This window comes from Pantoea wallisii (genome assembly GCF_002095485.1).
GTDB lineage: Bacteria > Pseudomonadota > Gammaproteobacteria > Enterobacterales > Enterobacteriaceae > Pantoea > Pantoea wallisii.
In genome coordinates this window covers 1-20,241 of the sequence record NZ_MLFS01000035.1, presented here as the reverse complement: position 1 = coordinate 20,241, position 20,241 = coordinate 1, and the positions used below count along the sequence as shown (strand labels likewise).

The window sequence follows — 20,241 nt, the reverse complement described above, 5'->3', positions numbered from 1 at the left end:
CGCGCTAATATCCGTGTCCGCATCCGGGTGCCGTCGGGATTGCGTTCAGTACGTCTCTGCAAAAACCAAACTTCCGGGGGTGGCTGCAATGCTGAACATGGCGCTTGCTCACACTTTCGATATGCGTTGCACAAAAATAAGCACTGCCGGAACGCCCAAAAAAAATCACTTTTACTATCAGCAATATAAGTTGGCAGAGCTCCCTCCCGCGCATCTGAATTTTTGAGCTTAGTCACATACGGCGTAACCCGTCTCATCATTCCGGTGGCGGTGTAGCGTCCGGGTCATTTTCTTCAGTCACAACCAGCAGTTACATCGCGAGAAGCATAGCTAAATCCCATCACTCTGTCAGTTTGTATGATGGTATACCAACTTTTGACATACCTTAAATCGCGATGTTATACCCATTCACCACACATTGACGTAACAACTCGTTAACTTGAATGAGGTCCCACTATGCATCCCGATATACGTAAAACCATCGTCACCACCGAAACCCTCTACGCAGACGGCGGTAAAGCGGCCACCACGCCGCTGGTGATGATTGCTGCGGCTGCAGTGGTCAAAAATCCGTGGGCCGGTGCAGGCTTTGTGGAAGATCTGGCGCCGAAAATTCGCGAGATGGCACCCGTGCTGGGCGAGCTGTTGACCGGACTGATCGTTAAAGAAGCGGGCGGCGGCGATCGCGTTGTCGCTTACGGCAAAAGCGCGGTGGTGGGTCTGGAGGGCGAACTGGAGCACGCCTCCGCGCTAATTCATACCCTGCATTTCGGCAACCACTATCGCTCGGCGGTAAAGGGCAAGACCTATCTGGCGTTTAACAATACGCGCGGTCCGGCGAATACGCCGATCCTGGTACCGATGATGGGCACCGACGACGAAGGCACGCGTGAGCACTACCTCACCACGCAGTTCAACATCAACGATGCGCCATTTAACGACGAGATCGTCATTGCGCTCGGCGCAGCCCTGGGCGGCCGTCCGCATCATCGCATCGGTAACCGTTACCTCGACCTGAAAGAGTTAGGCCATGACCAGAAAAATCCAGCAGCTGTCTGATCCCAGCCTCCGGGTTAGCTATCTGGAGGCCGGCCAGGGCGCGCCGCTGGTGTTGCTCCACGGCGTTGGCATGAATGCCGAAGCCTGGTTTCCACAAATTGAGGTGCTGAGCCGCAGGTTCCGCGTTATCGCGCTGGATATGCCCGGCCACGGTGAGAGCAGTGGGTTCCGCCATGCCGCCACCCTGAAGGATTACGTTCAGTGGCTGGCTGCGTTTCTGCGCACCCAGCCGGAGCGCAGTTTTGCCGTGGCCGGACACTCGATGGGGGCGCTGATTACTGCCGGACTGGCGATCGATTATCCGCAGCTGGTCAATCACGCCATTGTTATCAGCGGCGTCTACAAGCGTTCGCCAGAAGCCCGTGAAGCGGTGGTGAAACGCGCACTGGAGCTGGCGAGCGGGGATGTCTGCCTGGATGCGCCGCTGGACCGCTGGTTCAGCACCGGTCGCCACGAGCAGCCGCTGCGCAACAAAGTCGGCGCGTGGTTGCAGCAGGTGAACCTTGATGCTACGCCCGGGCTTACCAGGCGTTTGCCGAGGGCGATCGGTTTTACTCCGATCGCTGGAATGAAATGCAGTGTCCGGTGCTGGTGATGACCGGGGAGCTGGATGCCAACTCCAGCCCGGAGATGACGCGCCAGATGGCCCAGGCCGCGCCTCGCGGTCAGGCCGTGGTGGTCTATAACGCCAGACACATGTTGAACCTGACGGATGCCGACCGGGTAAATGAGGAGATCATGTCATTTCTTCAGCCGATTGCCAGCGCCGTCACGCCAAAAGAGCCTGTTAAGGAGTAACTTATGGACGCAGATAAACGCAGACAGCTACGCGACGCTTTCGGCGCCTTTATGACCGGCGTCACCGTGGTGACGACGCACGACGCGCAAGGGCAGCCGATTGGGTTTACCGCCAACTCATTCTCTTCGGTCTCGCTTGATCCAGCGCTGCTGCTGGTCAGCATCGATAAGCGCTCTGCCAATTTCGACAACTTTACCCAGTGCGGGCACTTTGCCATCAATATTCTGTCGGAGCAGCAGAAAGAGACGTCGAACATCTTTGCGCAGAAGATCGCCGATCGCTTCTCACTGGTGCCGTGGCGCACTGGTGAGTACGGTACGCCGCTGCTCGACGACAGCTCGGCCTGGTTTGAGTGCTCCATGCACCAGGTGTTGATGCCGGTGACCATGCGATTCTGATCGGTCACGTTGAGGCATTTGCCTCCTGCGGCACGGCGGGTCTTGGCTACTATCGCGGCGCCTACTTCACGCCGTATCAGAATGCAGAGTCGCTGATCGCCGGGCCAAATGTTGTGGTGAGCGCACTTATTGAATCTGCCGGTAAAGCGCTGGTGGTAAAAGGTGAGCAAGGCTATAGCCTGCCGGCGCAGACGGTAAGCAACCGCAGCGTCAGTGAGACGCTGACCCAGCTCTTTAGCACGCTGCGCATCGAAGCCAGCCCGGGTTTTGTCTACTCCATCTGGGAAGATCGCCAGAAGAAACAGCAGCACATTGTGTTCCTGTGCGCGCAGCCGACCGGCGCCACGCTGCCGGCAGTAGCGCAGGGCGAATGGGTGGATCTGCAGAGCATGACGCAGCTGCCGGTCGCGGATAGCGCACTGAAATCACTGCTTGACCGCTTTATCCGCGAGTACGCAGTCGGCAACTACGGGCTCTACTATGGCGACGAAGCTCAGGGTTCCGTGCGTCAGTTCTTCACGCCCGCCCGCCAGGAGGTGGTATGAAACTCTCCCTGTTCCTGCATATGGAGCGCGTCTCCGCCGATGACGCACAAGATCAGCTCTATAACGAGATGATGGAGCTGTGTGAAATCGCCGATCGCGGCGGTCTGCACGCCATCTGGACCGGCGAGCACCACGGCATGAATTTCACCATTGCGCCCAATCCATTCATCAATCTGGTGGACATTGCGCACCGCACAAAAAATGTGCGCCTGGGCACCGGCACTATTATTGCGCCCTTTACCCACCCGATTCGTCTGGCAGGTGAAGCGGCAATGACGGATATCATCACTAACGGTCGTCTTGATCTGGGGATCGCTCGTGGCGCTTACTCCTATGAGTATGAGCGCCTGATGCCGGGCATGGATGCCTGGGGCGCAGGGCAGCGTATGCGTGAATTGATCCCGGCCGTGAAAGCGTTGTGGAAAGGGGATTATGCCCATCAGGGCGAGTTCTGGCAGTTCCCGGCGACCACCTCTTCGCCGCTGCCGAAACAGCAGCCGCATCCGCCCATCTGGGTGGCGGCCCGCGATCCTAATAGCCACGAGTTTGCGGTAAAAAATGGCTGCAACGTGCAGTGTACGCCGCTGCATCAGGGCGAAGAGGAGATTACCCGGCTAATCACCACCTTCCAGGCGGCATGCCGTGAATACTCGCCGGAGAAACCGCTGAAGATCATGCTACTGCAGCACGGGTACGTGGCAGAAGATGAAGCCGATGCGCAGCAGGCCGCTGTGGAGCTCAACCGCTTCTATAACTACTTCGGCGCCTGGTTCAAAAATGAACGGCCGGTTGAGCAGGGGCTGATCAAGCCGCTGAGCGAAGAGGAGATCGCAGCCAACAGCTACTACAGCGCGGAAGGGATGCGCAAAAATCTGGCGATTGGCAATGCCGATGAGGTGATTGCCCGCCTGAAGCGTTATGAAGCGCTGGGCTACGATGAGTACGCCCTGTGGCTGGACAGCGGCATGAGCTTTGCCCGTAAAAAAGCCTCGCTGGAGCGCTTTATCCGGCACGTTGCCCAGCCTTTCACTAAGCGGAGATGCCATGGAATCCTTTAAACTCTATATCAATGGTCAGTTTGACGCGGGCGCGGCCAGCTTTGATTCACTGAATCCCGCTACGGCCACGCCCTGGGCCACCATTGCGGAAGCGCGAGCAGAAGAGACCGGGCGCGCAGTAGATGCGGCGGCACGCGCTTTTCATGATGATGCCTGGCGCGGTCTGACCGCCGGCGCTCGCGGCAAGCTGCTGCTGAAGCTGGCGGATCTGATTGAGCGCGATGCACAGAAGCTGGCGCGGCTGGAGACGCTTGATACTGGCAAGATCATTCGCGAAACGCAGGCGCAGATAGCGTATGTGGCAGAGTACTACCGTTTTTACGCCGGACTGGCCGACAAAATGGATGGTGCCACGCTGAGCATCGATAAAGCCGACATGGAGACCTGGATCAAGCGTGAACCGATTGGCGTGGTAGCCGCCATTATTCCGTGGAACAGTCAGCTATTCCTCTCCGCGGTGAAGATTGGTCCGGCGATTGCTGCGGGCTGTACCCTGGTGGTAAAGGCAGCCGAGGTTGCGCCAACGCCACTGTTGGGCTTTGCGGAGCTGGTGCATGAAGCCGGGTTCCCGCCGGGCGTGATCAACATTATCACCGGTTTTGCCGAAGGCTGCGGCACGGTCCTGACGCAACATCCGCAGGTTGATCACATCGCCTTTACCGGCGGCGCGGAGACCGCGCGGCATATTATCCGTAACAGCGCAGAGAACCTGGCCAGCACCTCACTGGAGCTGGGGGGAAAATCTCCCTTTATGGTCTTCGCTGATGCCGATCTGGAGAGTGCCGCAAACGCGCAGGTGGCGGCGATCTTCTCCGCTTCCGGGCAGAGCTGCGTAGCCGGTTCACGCCTGCTGGTGGATGAACAGGTTAAAGATCGCTTTATCGAAAAGCTGATCGGCAAAGTGCGCGGCATTGTAATTGGCTGCCCGCAGCAGCCGGAGACGCAGTTCGGGCCGCTGTGCACCGCCCGGCAAAAACACAATATTGAGCAGGTAGTTAGCCGCAGTATTGAACAGGGCGCACGCCTGGTGATTGGCAACCAGCCGATTGATCGCCCCGGGTTTTACTATCCGCCGACTATCCTGGACTGCAGCGCGGTGCCGGATGCGGAGAGCGTGGTACAGGAGCTGTTTGGCCCGGTGCTGTCGGTGCTGACGTTTAAAGATGAAGCTGAGGCGATCCGCCTGGCGAATGGCACCGAGTATGGCCTGGCTGCTGGCGTGTTTACGCAGAACCTGACGCGCGCCCACCGCGTGACGCGCCAGCTGCGGAGCGGCGTAGTGTGGCTGAACACCTATCGCGTGGTGTCACCGCTGGCGCCGTTTGGCGGTTACGGTAAATCAGGTTTCGGGCGCGAAGGCGGCATTGATGCGGCGCTGGAGTACACCACCACTAAAACCGTGTGGCTGCGTACCAGTGACGAGCCCATCGATGATCCGTTCATTATGCGCTGAGCGCGTTTATATCCGGTGATGCGGCGCAGCCAGTACGGAAAATATCTGCGCCGCCAGGGCTAAACATCTGCTCATCACCCGCTGTTTCAGTCTGTGTTGCACCAGGAGTCTTACCGCCAGATCTTTAAATGATTAAAGAGACGATATTTATTTCGTCGGGATGGCTGTGGCTTTTTTAAGCGAAAGAGTAGTTACCTGCAATAAATAATAATCCTTTAATCAGGCACCGGGGGTCAGGGTGAGTACACAACAACGTCAGAGTCCATTAATTGAAAATAAATCGGTAGATTATGTACCGGAATCAGAGCGCCACGGTAAATCACACAGTCTGTTTACCCTGTGGTTCTGTACCAATATTGCGCCTTTAGCGATTGTCAGCGGCGCGATTGCCACAGAAACCTTTCATCTGAATGTTATTTCTGCACTAACCGCTATTATTGCCGGCCATCTGTTTGGTGGCCTGTTTCTGGCGTTAACCTCCGCACAAGGGCCAAAAGTGGGCATTCCACAAATGGTGCAGAGTCGTGCCCAGTTTGGTCGTTACGGCTCACTGCTGGTGATCACGTTCACTACCGTGATTTACCTCGGCTTCTTTATTTCCAATATTTCGCTCTCCGGTAAAGTTATCAATAACGTGTTCCCGTCGATGCCCGTCAGCAGCGCCACGGTTATCGGGGCGATGATGGCGACGGCGATCGGGATAGTCGGATATCACTTTATTCATAAGATCAATAAAGTTGGCGCATGGGTAATGGGCGCGGCATTGCTGACCGGCCTGGTGCTGATGCTCTCTCAGCCACTGCCGGCGGACTTCTGGCAGCGCGGCAGCATAAGCGCTGCAGGCTGGTTTGGTACGTTCTGTATTGGTGCGGTGTGGCAAATCAGCTTCTCGCCCTACACCTCGGACTATTCGCGCTATTTGCCGGCTGATGTGGGCATCGCCCGCCCTTTCTGGGCCACTTATCTGGGCGCTTGCGGCGGCACCATCCTGGCATTTGTGTTTGGCATGATGGCCGTGAATATCGCCCCGACCAGCGATGCCATGATGTCGGTACGTCACGCGACAGGCTGGCTGGGTCCGATACTGATGGTACTGTTCCTGATCAATATCATCTGCCATAACTCGATGAATCTTTACGGCGCGGTGCTCTCGCTGATTACGGCGGTGCAGACATTCCGGCCGCACTGGACGCCAGGTGCCGCGGTGCGGTTGGTGGTTTCAGCGCTGGTATTAGTGGGCAGCGTGCTGGTGGCCCTGGCTGCGTCACAAAACTTCGTCTCGTTCTTTATTAACCTGATTCTGGCGCTAATCGCCGTACTGATTCCGTGGATAGTAATTAACCTGCTGGACTTCTATTACGTTAATCAGCAGCGCTACGATGTCGATGCCATATTTCGCGCTGACGGCGGGCGTTACGGTCTGTTAAATACTCAGGCGCTGCTGGTCTATTTTGCGGGCATCATCGTGCAGATCCCCTTCGTGGAGAATGCATTTTTTGCCGGACCCTATGCCAAATTGATTCCGGGCGTAGACATCTCATGGATTATTAGCCTGGTGGTCACCAGCATCGCTTACCCGCTATTTTACCGCAAACATAAACCGGCTTTCGCCCGTGCCAGCAGCAAAGCCTGAGAGAGAGTGACCGCCCCTGCGGGCGGTCAACCCTCTGCGCGACAGCAAGGCGCAGCTTCAACAAAAAAATTTAACAAGATGTTCATATAATTTGACAAGCACTGTTTGCGCAACTTGATTATCACCTGCCGCACCGTGACAAAGCGCACCGGTGCTGCTTTTCTTCTCATTTCTCTCTCATTGCGCTGTTGCTTGATTCGACAGATAAACGCGCTTGACATCGTGTTACCCGCTCAGCAGCAATTCTAAGTTCTGTTTGATAATGGTAATGTTTCTCAAAATCATTACGAATTACTTACACTATCATTCAGGGCAGAAGATGAAATATACCAAGATAGCTACGGCGCTGGCCGTAATCCTGGCGGGAAAGTGTGCCTGGGCGGCGGACCAGACGCTTGTCGTTTCCGGTAATGTGCTGGGCGATTCGCGTGCCGAAGAGGTCAAAACCTGGGCCGGCAGTCGCACAGTGATTAGCCACGATCAGTTGGAGAAAGGGGCCAACCGTACGCTGGACGACGCGCTGCAGCGCGTGCCGGGGGTAAAAATTCAGGATGAAACCGGCACCGGCGTGCTGCCGCAAATCGCGGTACGCGGTTTGTATGACAGCCGCAGCGGCCGCGCGCAAATTCTGGAGGATGGTATCCCGCTGGTGCTGGCACCGTACGGTCAGGAAGGGATGTCGCTGTTTCCTGTTACGTTCGCCACCGTTGACCGTATTGATGTAGTACGGGGCGGGGCGGCGGTGCAGTACGGTCCCAATAACGTTGGCGGCGTCATTAACTTAATCAGTAAACCGATCCCCCTGAAGTGGGAGAACGAGATTGCCGAGCGCGCCACCTTTTACGGTAAAGGGCGTAACCTGTGGGATACCTATCTGCGCACCGGCGGTATGCTGAATGACGACTTTGGTCTACAGGTTGAAGCTAATCAGGTTAAAGGGAGTGCCTTCCGGGAACACAGCGACAGCAAAGTACAGAATTTCCGCGTCCGCGGCCTGTGGAACATCAATGAAGACACCACGTTAAACCTCTCGTACCAATACTATGATGCGCATGCCGATCTGGCCGGTGCGCTGTCAACGGCCGATTATCTGAGCGATCGGCGTCAGAGCACGCGTCCTCTGGATGATTATGATGGTCACACCAAGCGCTACAGCGCGGTCTATAACCAGCAGCTGGGATCGCTCGGTTTCATCGATTCGGCAGAGTTCAACTGGATGTTCTTTGGTCATCACTCTGACCGTGATTTCCATGTGGGGCTGAGCAAAGTGCCGGGACAGAACTTTAACCCGGCGCTGCCGGCCGATATTCTGCAAAATTCGCCGCGCAACTTTAAAGTCTGGGGCACAGAGCCACGCATTAGCCTGGATATCAATGGCGACAGCGTAAACCAGCAGTGGATCATCGGTGGCCGCTTCGTCAGCGAGAAAGTGGATTATCAGGTGCGGCAGGAGACGCTGGCGACCGGCACCACCGCCGTCACGCGTGACTGGCAATTTGATGACAAAGCCTGGGCCGGTTACATCAGCAATGCGGTAAAACTGTTTGGCGATACGCTGACCATCACGCCAGGTATGCGCTATGAGAATGTCAGTGAAAAGTACGTGGATAAAACCAGCGGCCAGCGCTTCTCTTCACCCGATACGCAGTGGCTGCCCGGGCTGACCGTCGGTTATCAACTGACGCCAGCGTGGTTCTTCTACGCGGATATGCAGAAGAGCCTGCGACCGGCGCAGGTTACGCAGATCGTTAAAGGTGGCGATGTCAGTTCGGAGCTGGCCTGGAACTACGAAAGCGGCGTGCGCTATACGCCGAACGAAAATCTCAGCCTGCAGGCGGGCCTGTATCGCATCGACTATAAAGACCAGATCTCCTACGACAGTGTCTCAGACAGCTATCTGAATATCGGACGCACCCGCCATCAGGGCGTGGAGCTGGAGGGGTTCTGGAGCCCGGCCGCGCTTGAGGGGCTGAAACTGCACGCCGGCTACGCTTATCTGCAGGCGGAGCAACGCAATGGCGTGAACCGCGGGAAAGAGGTGCCTTACGCTTCGCGCACCCAGCTGACGCTGGATGGCAGCTACGAGTGGCGCGAAACCACCTTCTCACTGGCCGGCTACTACTTCAGTAAATCATTTGCAGATGCGGCAAACTCGGTGAGCGAAAACAGCACCGGTTCAGTGGGCCAGATGCCATCGTACTGGGTATGGAATGCGCAGGTGAGCCGCGACCTGTATAAATCCGGTAGTACGGTACTTAATGGTTACGTTGGCGTGAATAACCTGTTTAATCGTGACTACTGGTTCCGTGGCGTAGATACCAGCCCATGGGGCCGTCAGCCTGCGCCGGGGCGGTCGGTTACCGCTGGCGTAAGCGTGAAGTTCTGAAGATAAAGCAGCCCGTGGCCGCGAAACGGGCTGCTTACATCAGGGCTGCACAAAAAACAGGCCGTGATAGGGCACGCCCGCGTAGTCGCGGTAGAGCGCTTCGAGATCGGCCTGGGGATCGATATCAGCGAACGCCTGCGGATGGAACAGTTTTGCCATGGCTTCCAGCGCAATTACGTTGAACGGGCTATCGTAAAACTGGTGATAGATCGCCATAACACGCGGGCTGTTTGCCACAGGCAATACACTTACCGTCGGGCGTTGCATCAGCGCCTGTAAGCGTGGCAGCGTGGTCGCACGTGAAGCTTCGTAGCCAAGCGGAACCGCCTGTGAGGTCCCTCCGCGCTGGCTCCAGTCTGCCCCGCTCAGCAGCCAGACATCAGGACGCGCAACAATCAGCAGCTCCGGGCTAATATCCGCGCCGCGCGCCGGCACCTTATCTGCCATCAGGTTGCGCCCGCCGGCCGCCGGAATAAACTCACCAAAGCTCTCACGTCCAAATACGGCGCAGCACTGCATGCCGGTCATGCCCGCATGATTCTCAAACACCACGCCAGGCCACTGATCCTGCGGGATCGCCGCAACGCGTTCGCGCGTGCGCTGCAGCAGCTGATTCCAGCGCTGGAGGAACCGCTCAGCCTGCTGCGTTTGACCCGTGACCGCACCCAGCAGCCGCAGGCTGGCAGGCGCGTTGCGCAGCGGCTGGTGGCGGAAGTCGATAAAGATCACCGGAATGCCGCTTTTCTCCAGCAGTGCCAGCGTACCTTCACTGCGCAGCTTTGCCAGAATACCGGTATCAAACACCACTAAATCGGGGCGCAGGGGAGCAGCCTGCTCCATGCTAAAGGGGCTGCGATAGGGATTAGTAAAAACCCGAATCGCCCCTAATTGTGGAAACAGTTTTGTAAAATAGCGGCCCATATCCGGAGCGCGGGTTTGCAGGGAGTCGTCCCACGCCACGATGTTTTTCGGTGTTTCGCCCGGATGTAGCAGCAGCATCGGCAGGAGCATACGGCTGTCGGCCAGAATAATGCGCTGAGCGGGCGCATGCAGCGTAACGGTGCGCCCCGCGAGGTCGGTCACCGTAAGCGCCTGCGCCAGCCCGGAGAGGGACCATAACAGCGCCGGGATCACTAAAAGCCACTTGCCACTCATTAATTTTTCCTTCGTCAAATGCTACATCGTGAACATTTCATTAAGCATCGCAAAAAGCGGCATCACGCCCTGAGAAACCGGAGCAGAAACATTCCCTTACTTTTTGTGATTACTTATCAAAGATATATCATGAGCAACCGCTAAGCAAAGCGGTCAGATTACGCCATATCAGTAACAATCACTCAGTGAATATATTTAACGATCCTTGTCAAAGGATTTGATAAACTTCACGAGAATCGTAATGATAATGTAAATGATAAGTATTACTAAACAGGGTTTCATATGATCGTCTTAACATCACCGGATGAGCGTCTGCAAGGGCAACCCGCGCTGTATGGCATGCTCAACTCCGTGCCCCACCCGACCATCGTGGAGATGATCGCCACCGCCGGCTATGACTTTATTTTGCTGGATCTGGAACACCAGCCGCACAACGAGACTTTACTCAGCCACTGTATTCAGCTGGCACAGCTGCAGGGTTGCGCGCCGCTGGTACGCATTACCGCAGAGGATATCCCGCGGGCAGGGCGGATACTGGATATGGGTGCCCACGGCATTGTGCTTTCGCGTACCGAAAGTGCACAACAGGTCAGGGCGCTGCGTGATGCGATGTTCTTTCCGCCGCTCGGCACACGTGGCATTACCGGCGGCAGCGTGACCGGTTTCGGCACACTACCGCTGGCGGATTACATCCGCCAGGCCAATGAGAAGCTGTGGCTGATTCCGATGATTGAAACAGCGCACGGCATCGATGCGATTGACGCCATTGTGCGTCTGCCGGAAGTGACGATGGTGATGGAGGGCGCACTGGATCTGGCCCTGAATCTGCAGCTGGGACCACAACCCCTGCATCCGGACGTTGAAGCAAAAATTCGTCTGCTTGCCCGGCACTGTGCAGCCGCCGGCAAGCGCTTTTGTGCCAATCCGCGCACCCCGGAACAGCAAGATTACTGGCGCAGCCAGGGCATCGACTGCTGGTTATGCGGTGAAGATCGCGGCTTTTTGTTCCGCGCCTTAAAACAGCGACGCACGGAACTCTCCTCTCTTTAATCCTGAGTTACTGCAACCCAACAGGTAGACACATGCTTAACCATCAGCCTTATGTGATCATTAGTCACGTCGTTAACGCGGCGGTGATTGAAGGTTTTATCCCCGCAGCGCAACGTCTTGGCTATCCCGTTATTATGCTCACTGACCACGCTATGGCGCACAATAAGCTGCTTGATGACAGCGTGCGCGTTATTGAGTGCGAAGTTTTTAATCCGCTGTCGATTCTGGACGCGCTGACCGAATCGGGCATTACCCCTGCCGCGCTCTTCTCCAATAGCGATCATCTGCAAACCGCGACGGCGATAGCCGCTACTGCCCTCGGCCTGCCGGCGAAAGCGTGGCAGATTTGCTATGCGGCGAAAGAGAAGTGGCGTATGCGCCAGCGTCTGAACGCGCAGGGATTACCGTCGATATGGTCAGTTCAGCTGCTGCCGCATGAGCAGCCCCGCGCCGAATGGCCCTGGCCGCTGGTGATTAAACCGGGGCAGGGCGTGGCGTCAATGGACGTGCGTCTGCTTGAGGATCCCGACAGCTGCCAGCGCTATCTTGCTTCGCTGCCCTGCCGTCAGACGCTGCTGGCCGAAGCGTTTATGCAAGGTCCGCTGTTCACGCTGGAAACGCTCGGGGATGGCAACGAGTTAGTGGCTATCGGCGGCTTTGATGTGACGCTCTCCGCACCGCCTCACTTTGTTGAAACGGCGGCGCGCTGGGACGGCGAACAGAGTACGCGCTGGAGAGCGCAGGCGCTGGCGCAGCTGCAAGCGTTCGGGGTCGGGTTGGGTGTCTGCCATAGCGAGTTCATCGTCACTGACAGCGGCCCGGTGCTGGTTGAGATCAACTATCGCAGCATCGGCGACGGACGGGAGTTCCTGCTCGATCGCCTGCTGCCGGAGGGCTGGTTTAGCCCGATTCTGCGGCTGCATCTGGGTGAACCACTGCCACCGGTAAAACCTGCGGTGGGAGAAGCGTTGATTCACTATCTGGTGGCGCAGCAGAGCGGCACGCTGCAGCGTGCGCCGCAGCCGGCAACCGCACCGGGCCTGCACTATCGACCGCTCAAAGCGCAGGGCGACCGCATCGAACTGACGCACTCCAACAAAGACTATCTTGGCGTTCTCTATCTGGAAGCCAGCGACAGTACGCAGCTGGAACAGCTTGCAGCACGCACCCTGACGGCACTGACGTGGGAGATCGCACCATGAATCAGCACGACTACATCACCCTGCGCATTGTCGATACCTGTCTGCGCGAAGATGTGAGCGGGCTTATAAGCCGCTCACGCCTGGTGGTTGAGCAGGGCCAGCAGTGGCTACTCTATCCTGCGGAACGCACCGTGCTGCGGCTGGCGGTGCGTCCCAGCGATTATATGCAGTACTGGCGCGCAATCAGCCCGGAGTGGGAGGTGCGCACCGCAACGGGCTGGCAGCCACAAGCGGGCTATGCGGCCTGGCTGGCTGCGATAATGCCCGATGGGGAAGATGAGACGCGCCAGCTGTTCGCTACCTATAAAGAGGAGGCCGACGCTGCAGTAGCGCAAGGCGAGCTGTGCGCTGCGGCGTTTCTGCAGCAGAGCGAGACGCTGTTGCGCCCGCCCGTCGCCATGAGTTGGGGCGAACGCCTGCGCCATGCCGACCAGCTGGCGAGCTTTCTTGATCACCCTTACTACCCCACGGCGCGCGCCAAGTTTGGCTTCAGCGAAGCGGATCTGCGCCAGTATGCCCCGGAGTTTTGCCAGCGCTTCACGCTGCGCTGGCTGGCGCTGCCGCGTGAACAGTTGACCCTGACGGAGCCGGCTGCCCGACCGGCATGGTGGCCACAACCCCATCAGGTTGGGCTGGAGGATGCTCAGTTCCGCGACTCTGCGCTGATTCCGGTCCATCCGCTGACGCTGCCGCACCTGAACACCCTGCCGGCTGGCGCAGTGGTGGCACCGAAGGCCTGGCTGGATGTCTATCCCACACTGTCGGTACGCACCGTGCAGCTGGCTGATTTCCCGGCTGACCATCTCAAAATACCGCTCAGCATGCGCACCTTAGGGCAGAAAAATATTCGCCTGATTAAACCGTCGACGCTCTATGACGGCCAGTGGTTCGCCGGGGTGCTGACAGAGATTGGCGCACAGGACAGCCTGCTGCGCGGCAAGTATCGCCACGTCGACGAGCGTTTCTGCGGCCATGTGGCTGAGGAGAAGCAGCTGGCCTTTCTGCTGCGCCGCTATGCTTCACCCCGTGCAGGCGAAACGCTGCTGCCGGTGGCGGCGCTCGGCAGTAAATTGCCGGATGGCCGGCTCTATCTCGCCTCGCTGCTGGAGCAGGCGGGGATGCCGGATGCCACGCAGTGGTGGCGCGACTACTGTCAGCTCATGGCAGATGTGCACCTGACGCTGTGGCTGCGCTACGGCATTGCGCTGGAGTCGAACCAGCAAAACGCGGTGCTCAGTATGACGCCGGGCGAAGCGCTGACGCTGGTGATGAAGGATAACGATGCGGCCCGTATTCTGCCGCAGCGCTTCCGTGCCGCCTGCCCGCCGCTGGCGGAACGCCTTGCGCAGCTGCGCGATGAACGGATCTGCGTTGAGGATGAGAGCGCGCTGGCGCAGATGTTTATCACCATCACGCTGCAGTTGTGCCTGGCGGCCGTGCTGGAGAGTCTGGCAGCGGCAAATCTGTTGGATCGCGAAGCCGCCTACCACACGCTGCGTGCCGCGCTGGAGAGCAGCCTGGTACGCCTGGAGGCGGAGGGCGTCGCCACTGCCTTTGCCCGCGAACAGCTCTTCAGCGCCAAAACGCAGCCGGTGAAGTATCTGCTGCTGAGCGGCAGCTTGCTCAGCAAGCAGGCGTCTGGTGCAGCGGATATCAACAAGTTCTACGGTCAGAGCGGACCTAACTTCCTGCAACGGGGCGCGCACTAATGCGCCATACGTTACTGGTGGTGCTGACCTGCCATTTCCTTGCGGCCTTCACCGTGCTGGGGGTACCGCTCTACCTGCCACGCCTGCTAAGTGGCTTCGGCCTGGGCGAGCAGAGCCCGTGGGCTGGCGTGTTGTTCAGCTTACCGGCGGTGATGACAGCACTCTCTGCGGCATGGTGGGGCCGTTTTGCCGATCGCTATGGTCGGCGGCTGTCGCTGCAGCGGGCGCTGGCTGGCCTGACCGGCGCGTTTCTGCTGGCGGGGATTGCGCCTTCGCTACCGTGGCTGATTATCGCGCTGGCCCTGCAGGGGCTGGCAGGCGGTACGCTGGCCGCGGCTAATGGCTATTTATCGCAGCATATGCAGGGCGATGCGCTGGCAAAAGCGCTGAACTGGACGCAGTTTTCAGCCCGGCTGGCGCTGCTGAGCGCGCCGCCGCTGATAGGGGCCGTTCTGATGCTGCTGCCGCATATCGGTCAGCATCTGTGGCTGGGATTGAGCATTCTGCCGCTTGCGGGCTTGATACTCAGTCTTAAACTGCCCGAAGATGTTACAACGTCACGCGAAAGGGTAACTTCACCCACGTCCACCGAACGTCCTGCGCTGTTGCCGCTCTGGACCCTGCAGTTTCTGTTCAACTTCGCCATGGTCATCACCTTTCCCTATTTCCTGCCATATGCCGTCCACTGGCTGCATCAGGAGGTAGTCACAGGTCTGTTTTACAGCTGGCCGCACCTGATCTATCTGCTGCTGCTGCCGCTCTGGCACCGGTTGCGCGGGCGCAGCACCTTCTTTGTGCCTGGCATGCTACTGATGGCTTTGGCGGCGCTCTGGCACGGCGTGCTGGATGATCCCGCAACGCTGCTTCTGGCACGCACGCTGTTTGGTTTTGGCATGCTGCTGGCCTATAGCGGCGCTAATCAACTGCTGAGCGAGACAATCCCGCGCAACAGCGCCGGTAAACAGTTTGGACACATTGATGCGGCAGGCAAGTGGGCCGGCGTCGCCGCCGGACTCAGCGCGGGCTGGCTGGTAGCACATTTTTCACTGCAGGCGCCCTGGCTGGCATCAGCGTTAGCGGCACTTGGCGCCGCGTTCATCTTTGTTACTTCATCATTACGAGGATCAGGTTATGTCCGCATCACTCGCGGTTCGTGAACATCCGTTACAGACCCCCAAAGTATCGCCTGAGCGGGAGCAGGCAGAGTTTGCTGGCCTGACCGCGCTACTGAACTGCTATATCCGGGAGTTTGCGCGCCCGGCGGGACGTGTGACGCTGGCGCAGGGGGGAAATATTCCGTTGTCACTGGCCAGCCGCATGGTATCGGGCGATGTCGTCATGCTGGCGCCGGGCGGTACGGAGGGTTCGCTCTTTGCCATCCGCGCCACGCGCTGGAGCCTGCTGGGGCGCGGTGATTACACCGGCTCGCCTTTCGTGAAACAGTTTGGTCGCCCGTGGCGCGCAATAAGTTGCCGCGAAGCGGTGGCATTACTGGTTAACGACATGGTGCGTCAGACCGGGCAGTTGCCCGATCTGGAGCTGATGGAGCAGATTGAAAATAGCGTGCAGGTTGCAACGGCTTTCCTGCAGCAGGCGCCACACCAGGATGCGGCGCACAGTTATATCCGCAGTGAAGAGGGGCTGTTGTGGGGCCATCCCATGCATCCCAGCCCGAAAAGCCGTCAGGGCGTGACGCCACAGGCGCTGCTGGCCTGTTCACCTGAAGTGGCGGCGCGCTTCCCGTTATTCTGGTTCCGCATCGATCCCGCACTGTTGCAGGTGCGCGGCACTGCGCCGGTAACAGCCATGCTTGATGATCTTAACGGAAAGGATTGCTATCCCTGCCACCCGTGGGAGGTGCCGCACATTTTCGCCTCGCCGCTCTATAAGCGCGCGGCGCAGGCCGGTCTGATCGCGCCGCTTGGGGCGCAAGGGCCAGCGTTTGCGGCAACCTCGTCCGTGCGCACGCTCTACCGTGCCGATTTACCCTATTACCTGAAATGTTCAATCCATGTGCGCCTGACCAACTGCGTGCGCAAGAATGCCTGGTACGAGCTGGAGAGTGCAGTGGCGCTAAACCAGCTGCTGGCCCAGCCGTTTGCCCGACTGGAGGCGCAGACGCCAGGTTTTCATATCATGCGTGAGCCAGCGGCCACCAGCCTGGATTTCTCTGCGGTGGCGCAGAGTCATGAAGCGGAAGATGTGCGTCATCTGCAGGAGTGCTTTGGCATTCTGTATCGCGAGAATCTGCGTGATGAGCAGCCCTGGCTGGCTGCCACGCTGTTCGCGCTTGATCGTGACGGCAACTCTCCTTTGCAAACCACGCTGCAGCAGCTGGGCCAGGCGCAGTCCCTCTCCCGGCAGCAGGCCAGCCAGCTGTGGCTGGATCGCTATCTGGATCTGTTGCTGCCTGGCGTGCTGGAGGCATTTTTCACCGAAGGCCTGGTGTTTGAGCCGCATCTGCAGAACGTATTGCTGGCGATGGAGAACCATCTGCCCACGGCGGTGTGGATTCGCGATCTTGAGGGGACCAAGCTGACCACAGAACGCTGGACGGCGAGCGATCTGGCAGCGATGTCTGACCGTGCGCGTCACTCTGTCTGGTATAGCCGTGAACAGGGCTGGCGCCGCGTGGCTTACTGCCTGTTAATCAATCATCTCTCTGAGCTGCTCTTCCGGCTGGCCGATGGCGATCGCCGGCTGGAGCAACAGCTGTGGGACAGGCTGGCTACACGGCTGGCGCGCTGGCAGCAGCAGCCGGAGATCGCTGCCGTACTGGCGGGTGGCGCGATCCCTTCTAAAAACAACCTGAAGACCCGGCTGTTACAGAAAGCGGATAAACACGCTGATTACACCCTGATGAACCATCCGATGAGGAGCGCCCGGTGACGCCGCAGGTACAACAGACGCTGCAACAGTTGCAGCAGCAGCGCACAGAGCCGTTCTGTGCTTATCTCTACGATCTTGCGGCGCTGCGCCAGCACATCAGCGCCATGCGCCGCGCCTTACCGACCGGCTGCGAGCTGTTTTATGCGGCAAAAGCTAATCCGGAAGCGCCCGTGCTGCATGCGCTGAGCGATTACGTCGATGGGTTTGAGGCAGCTTCCGGCGGCGAACTCAGCTGGTTACGCGAGCAGGTGCCAGGCAAGCCGTTGATCTTTGGCGGGCCGGGGAAACTGGAGAGCGAGCTGCAGCAGGCGGTGCAGCATGGCGTTGACGTGCTGCACGTTGAAAGTCTGACGGAGCTATGTCGTCTCCACGCTATCGCGCAGCGCGAGAACCAAACCGTTAAGGTGCTGTTGCGTATGAACGTCGCGCTGGAGGGCATTGGCGGTACGCGCCTGATGATGGGCGGGAAACCGACGCCGTTTGGGCTTGATGAGGAGGAGTTACCGGCTGCGCTCAGTGAGATCGCCGCGTCGCCGCGGCTTAGCCTGCACGGTTTCCATTTCCATCTGATGTCACACCAGCTGGATGTGGATAACCATCTGGCGCTGATGCGTCTCTATCTGGAAAAAGTGCAGATGTGGTGCGAGCGTTGGCAGTTATCGATCGCCTTGATCAACGTTGGCGGCGGTATCGGTATTAATTACGCTGACCCGACGCAGCACTTTGACTGGGCGCGTTTTTGCCAGCGCCTGCCGGATATTGTCTCTGTGAGCCAGGCGCGTGGCTGGACGCTGCGCTTTGAGTGTGGCCGCTATATTGCTGCCGGCTGCGGTTATTACGTAATGGAAGTGCTGGACATAAAGAAGAATCTGGGCGAGTGGTTTGCCATCGGACGTGGCGGAACGCACCACTTCCGCACGCCGGCGGCGCAGAGCCATAACCACCCATTTAGCGTGATGCGGCGTGAGCAGAACCCGGCGTGGATCTACAATGAGCAGGTGACGCTGGTGGGCCAGCTATGCACGCCGAAAGATGTGCTGGCACGCCAGCAGCCAGTCGCCGCACTGGCGGTGGGAGACTGGCTGGTATTCAGCCTGGCGGGCGCCTATGCGTGGAATATTTCGCACCAAAATTTCCTGATGCACAGCCCGCCCGAGGTCTTCTGGCTGGGGCGGGAAGCCGGGCGTTAACCGATGGCGTCCCTGATGGGTCGCTCTCGCTCGCGCGCTTAAAATGTTGAACCGCGGCTGACCTGCAGGGCGGTGCTCATCACCACTGCATCTCGCCGCTGTTCACTTTTGCGCTCAGCGTCAGCGAACTCTCGTCCGCCAGCGTCGGCCAGGCGGCTTTCATGCTGCTTACCACCGCAGCCGATCCTTTATGCTGCTGCAGCGCTTTTTCAAACGTTTGCAGATAATCCAGCGTAAACGCCACTGCCCGATCGCCTGCCGGACGCTCACCAAGATAGTGACCAGGGATCACCACATCGGGCTTGAGATGCCGGATTTCACGCAATACTTTACGCCATGCGGCCCGGCTGGCCGGAGTTTGCGTATCGGCGGTCCAGACGTGAATACCCGATGAGATCACCGTGCCGCCCAGGATAGCTTTGCTGGATGGAATCCAGACATAAGCGGACTGCTCTGCCGCATGACGCAGCTCAATACGTTCACCGTCAATGCTGAAGTGAGTCTGCTGCTTCACCTGCGGTACAAACAGCTGATGCGGCGCTCCCTCTTTCATTTGTGGCCCCCAGTATTTCAGCTTGGCCTCTTTGGTGGCGCGGATATGCGCGACCACCCGCGGTGAGGCAACAATTTTTGTCTCCGGGAAAGCGCTAACGAGCGGCTCCAGACCAAAATAGAAATCAGGATCGCCGGAGGTAATAACGATCTGCTTCAGCGTTTTCCCGCTGGCTTTGATCATCTCTACCAGCTTTTCGCCATCTTGCGGGCTGAACTGGGCATCAAACAGCATCGCCTCATGGGGACCTGAAACCAGCGTCGAGGAGACCGGAAAAATCCCTTTCTCCTGTGGATTGTAGACATCCAGATGCAGTGGCGCGGCGAAGGCGGGTGCCGCGAAGCCCGCCATGATCAGCGTCAGGGTGTTAATTTTCATTTCGTTATCCTTAGTGTGGCGGTTTGCCATGGCGCATTATTGTAAGGATTTCCGTGGCTGGCAGAATTCCCGCAATCAGATATGATCAGTTTCGTAAAACGATCGGATGGAGCCATGATGGACAGAGTGACAGCGGCGCTGGTGTTTAATCGCATCTGTGAACTGGGGAGCCTGAGCGCAGCGGCGCGCGCACTGAATATTTCACGGCCGATGGTCAGCCGTTATCTTGATGAGATGGAGAAGTGGGCGGGCGCGCGGTTACTACATCGATCGTCACGCCGGTTAACCATTACGCCTGCCGGGGAAAAAGTGCTTGAGAAAACCCGCGCGCTCTCGCGTCTGGCAGAAGAGATTGCCGGCCCGGGCGCCAGTAGCGAACCGCACGGCACGCTGCGCGTTGCCTGCGCGCACTCCACCGCTACGCATATTCTCGGGCCGATGATTCCGGCATTCCTGGCGCGCTATCCGGCGGTACGCCTTGAACTCGAGATCAATAATCAACCGGTCAGCCTGGTGGGTGAGCGTATTGATGTGGCGATACGCATTACCGACGATCCTGAACCAGGGGCGATTGCGCGGCGTCTGGGGTCGTGCCCGTCGGTGGTGTGCGCGTCGCCCGTGTATGTGCAGCAGCATGGTCATCCGCAGACGCCAGAGGCGCTTTCACAGCACAACTGCCTGCACTATAGCCGGTTTGCCGGTCAACGCTGGCAATTCCGTGACCGGCACGGCGAAGCAGTTTCAGCCGTGGTCAGTGGCAATTTCAGCGCCGGCATCTCCTCGG

At 58.5% G+C, this 20,241-nt stretch carries 18 protein-coding genes; 16 read left to right on the top strand and 2 right to left on the bottom strand.

Features of this window, described 5'->3' with window-relative positions:
* Positions 1–456: 456 nt before the first annotated feature.
* From HA48_RS13200 to HA48_RS13170, 9 genes are all read left to right on the top strand, one after another.
* A complete protein-coding gene (locus HA48_RS13200; protein ID WP_128601725.1) occupies positions 457–1,059 on the top strand; it encodes an amino acid synthesis family protein in 603 nt (200 codons plus the stop codon).
* Positions 1,031–1,654 carry an alpha/beta hydrolase gene (locus tag HA48_RS13195; RefSeq protein WP_244182846.1) on the top strand — a complete coding sequence of 208 codons (624 nt, stop codon included), beginning with the start codon at positions 1,031–1,033 and terminating at the stop codon, positions 1,652–1,654. Before HA48_RS13200 ends, HA48_RS13195 begins: the two co-directional genes overlap by 29 nt.
* Positions 1,633–1,857 carry an alpha/beta fold hydrolase gene (locus tag HA48_RS22540; protein ID WP_244182845.1) on the top strand — a complete coding sequence of 75 codons (225 nt, stop codon included), beginning with the start codon at positions 1,633–1,635 and terminating at the stop codon, positions 1,855–1,857. The genes HA48_RS13195 and HA48_RS22540 overlap by 22 nt, the downstream gene beginning before the upstream one ends.
* A 3-nt stretch (positions 1,858–1,860) precedes the next feature.
* Entirely contained in the window at positions 1,861–2,256 is a 396-nt protein-coding gene (locus HA48_RS22535; protein ID WP_244182844.1) for a flavin reductase family protein, read from the top strand.
* Positions 2,211–2,801, top strand: a complete 591-nt coding sequence (locus tag HA48_RS22530; protein WP_244182843.1) for a flavin reductase family protein — start codon at positions 2,211–2,213, stop codon at positions 2,799–2,801. The genes HA48_RS22535 and HA48_RS22530 overlap by 46 nt, the downstream gene beginning before the upstream one ends.
* Positions 2,798–3,859 carry an LLM class flavin-dependent oxidoreductase gene (locus HA48_RS13185; protein ID WP_128601724.1) on the top strand — a complete coding sequence of 354 codons (1,062 nt, stop codon included), beginning with the start codon at positions 2,798–2,800 and terminating at the stop codon, positions 3,857–3,859. Before HA48_RS22530 ends, HA48_RS13185 begins: the two co-directional genes overlap by 4 nt.
* Positions 3,846–5,312 carry an aldehyde dehydrogenase gene (locus HA48_RS13180; RefSeq protein ID WP_128601723.1) on the top strand — a complete coding sequence of 489 codons (1,467 nt, stop codon included), beginning with the start codon at positions 3,846–3,848 and terminating at the stop codon, positions 5,310–5,312. Before HA48_RS13185 ends, HA48_RS13180 begins: the two co-directional genes overlap by 14 nt.
* Before the next feature lie 238 nt (positions 5,313–5,550).
* Complete coding sequence (locus HA48_RS13175) at positions 5,551–6,945, top strand: purine-cytosine permease family protein (RefSeq protein ID WP_128601722.1); 1,395 nt, start codon at positions 5,551–5,553, stop codon at positions 6,943–6,945.
* 319 nt (positions 6,946–7,264) lie between these two features.
* On the top strand, positions 7,265–9,331 hold the full coding sequence (locus HA48_RS13170; protein WP_128601721.1) for a TonB-dependent receptor family protein: 2,067 nt from the start codon (positions 7,265–7,267) through the stop codon (positions 9,329–9,331).
* A 39-nt stretch (positions 9,332–9,370) separates the two neighbouring features.
* Here the strand turns inward: HA48_RS13170 and HA48_RS13165 are convergent, their stop codons facing one another.
* Complete coding sequence (locus HA48_RS13165; RefSeq protein WP_128601720.1) at positions 9,371–10,486, bottom strand: ABC transporter substrate-binding protein; 1,116 nt, start codon at positions 10,484–10,486, stop codon at positions 9,371–9,373.
* 282 nt (positions 10,487–10,768) lie between these two features.
* Here HA48_RS13165 and HA48_RS13160 point away from each other — a divergent pair, with 282 nt between their 5' ends.
* From HA48_RS13160 to HA48_RS13135, 6 genes are read left to right on the top strand one after another with little or no spacing between them, the layout of a single operon-like run.
* Positions 10,769–11,536 carry an HpcH/HpaI aldolase family protein gene (locus tag HA48_RS13160; protein WP_128601719.1) on the top strand — a complete coding sequence of 256 codons (768 nt, stop codon included), beginning with the start codon at positions 10,769–10,771 and terminating at the stop codon, positions 11,534–11,536.
* 32 nt (positions 11,537–11,568) lie between these two features.
* Positions 11,569–12,738 (top strand): ATP-grasp domain-containing protein, encoded by a 1,170-nt coding sequence (locus HA48_RS13155; protein WP_128601718.1) that lies wholly within the window; start codon positions 11,569–11,571, stop codon positions 12,736–12,738.
* Positions 12,735–14,447: an IucA/IucC family protein gene (locus tag HA48_RS13150; protein ID WP_128601717.1), complete on the top strand. Its 1,713-nt coding sequence runs from the start codon at positions 12,735–12,737 to the stop codon at positions 14,445–14,447. The genes HA48_RS13155 and HA48_RS13150 overlap by 4 nt, the downstream gene beginning before the upstream one ends.
* Positions 14,447–15,604 (top strand): MFS transporter, encoded by a 1,158-nt coding sequence (locus tag HA48_RS13145; protein WP_128601716.1) that lies wholly within the window; start codon positions 14,447–14,449, stop codon positions 15,602–15,604. The genes HA48_RS13150 and HA48_RS13145 overlap by 1 nt, the downstream gene beginning before the upstream one ends.
* Positions 15,579–17,336, top strand: a complete 1,758-nt coding sequence (locus HA48_RS13140; RefSeq protein WP_128601715.1) for an IucA/IucC family protein — start codon at positions 15,579–15,581, stop codon at positions 17,334–17,336. Before HA48_RS13145 ends, HA48_RS13140 begins: the two co-directional genes overlap by 26 nt.
* Entirely contained in the window at positions 17,333–18,526 is a 1,194-nt protein-coding gene (locus HA48_RS13135; RefSeq protein ID WP_128601714.1) for a type III PLP-dependent enzyme, read from the top strand. The genes HA48_RS13140 and HA48_RS13135 overlap by 4 nt, the downstream gene beginning before the upstream one ends.
* Positions 18,527–18,605: 79 nt before the next feature.
* On the opposite strand, the gene HA48_RS13130 is transcribed toward HA48_RS13135, so the two are convergent.
* Complete coding sequence (locus HA48_RS13130; RefSeq protein ID WP_128601713.1) at positions 18,606–19,457, bottom strand: Vmh family MBL fold metallo-hydrolase; 852 nt, start codon at positions 19,455–19,457, stop codon at positions 18,606–18,608.
* Between the two features lie 117 nt (positions 19,458–19,574).
* Here HA48_RS13130 and HA48_RS13125 point away from each other — a divergent pair.
* A partial coding sequence (locus tag HA48_RS13125; RefSeq protein ID WP_139807985.1) for a LysR family transcriptional regulator occupies positions 19,575–20,241 on the top strand: 667 nt, incomplete at its 3' end.

What these genes read in the sequence shown, in the direction of transcription:
- HA48_RS13145 (WP_128601716.1), top strand. Translation starts at nt 14,447, where the DNA reads ATGCGCCATACGTTACTGGTGGTGCTGACCTGCCATTTCCTTGCGGCC.
- HA48_RS13170 (WP_128601721.1), top strand. Translation starts at nt 7,265, where the DNA reads ATGAAATATACCAAGATAGCTACGGCGCTGGCCGTAATCCTGGCGGGA.
- HA48_RS13140 (WP_128601715.1), top strand. Translation starts at nt 15,579, where the DNA reads ATGTCCGCATCACTCGCGGTTCGTGAACATCCGTTACAGACCCCCAAA.
- HA48_RS13160 (WP_128601719.1), top strand. Translation starts at nt 10,769, where the DNA reads ATGATCGTCTTAACATCACCGGATGAGCGTCTGCAAGGGCAACCCGCG.
- HA48_RS13200 (WP_128601725.1), top strand. Translation starts at nt 457, where the DNA reads ATGCATCCCGATATACGTAAAACCATCGTCACCACCGAAACCCTCTAC.
- HA48_RS22540 (WP_244182845.1), top strand. Translation starts at nt 1,633, where the DNA reads ATGCAGTGTCCGGTGCTGGTGATGACCGGGGAGCTGGATGCCAACTCC.
- HA48_RS13130 (WP_128601713.1), bottom strand. Translation starts at nt 19,457, where the DNA reads ATGAAAATTAACACCCTGACGCTGATCATGGCGGGCTTCGCGGCACCC.
- HA48_RS13185 (WP_128601724.1), top strand. Translation starts at nt 2,798, where the DNA reads ATGAAACTCTCCCTGTTCCTGCATATGGAGCGCGTCTCCGCCGATGAC.
- HA48_RS13165 (WP_128601720.1), bottom strand. Translation starts at nt 10,486, where the DNA reads ATGAGTGGCAAGTGGCTTTTAGTGATCCCGGCGCTGTTATGGTCCCTC.
- HA48_RS13155 (WP_128601718.1), top strand. Translation starts at nt 11,569, where the DNA reads ATGCTTAACCATCAGCCTTATGTGATCATTAGTCACGTCGTTAACGCG.
- HA48_RS22535 (WP_244182844.1), top strand. Translation starts at nt 1,861, where the DNA reads ATGGACGCAGATAAACGCAGACAGCTACGCGACGCTTTCGGCGCCTTT.
- HA48_RS13180 (WP_128601723.1), top strand. Translation starts at nt 3,846, where the DNA reads ATGGAATCCTTTAAACTCTATATCAATGGTCAGTTTGACGCGGGCGCG.
- HA48_RS13150 (WP_128601717.1), top strand. Translation starts at nt 12,735, where the DNA reads ATGAATCAGCACGACTACATCACCCTGCGCATTGTCGATACCTGTCTG.
- HA48_RS13195 (WP_244182846.1), top strand. Translation starts at nt 1,031, where the DNA reads ATGACCAGAAAAATCCAGCAGCTGTCTGATCCCAGCCTCCGGGTTAGC.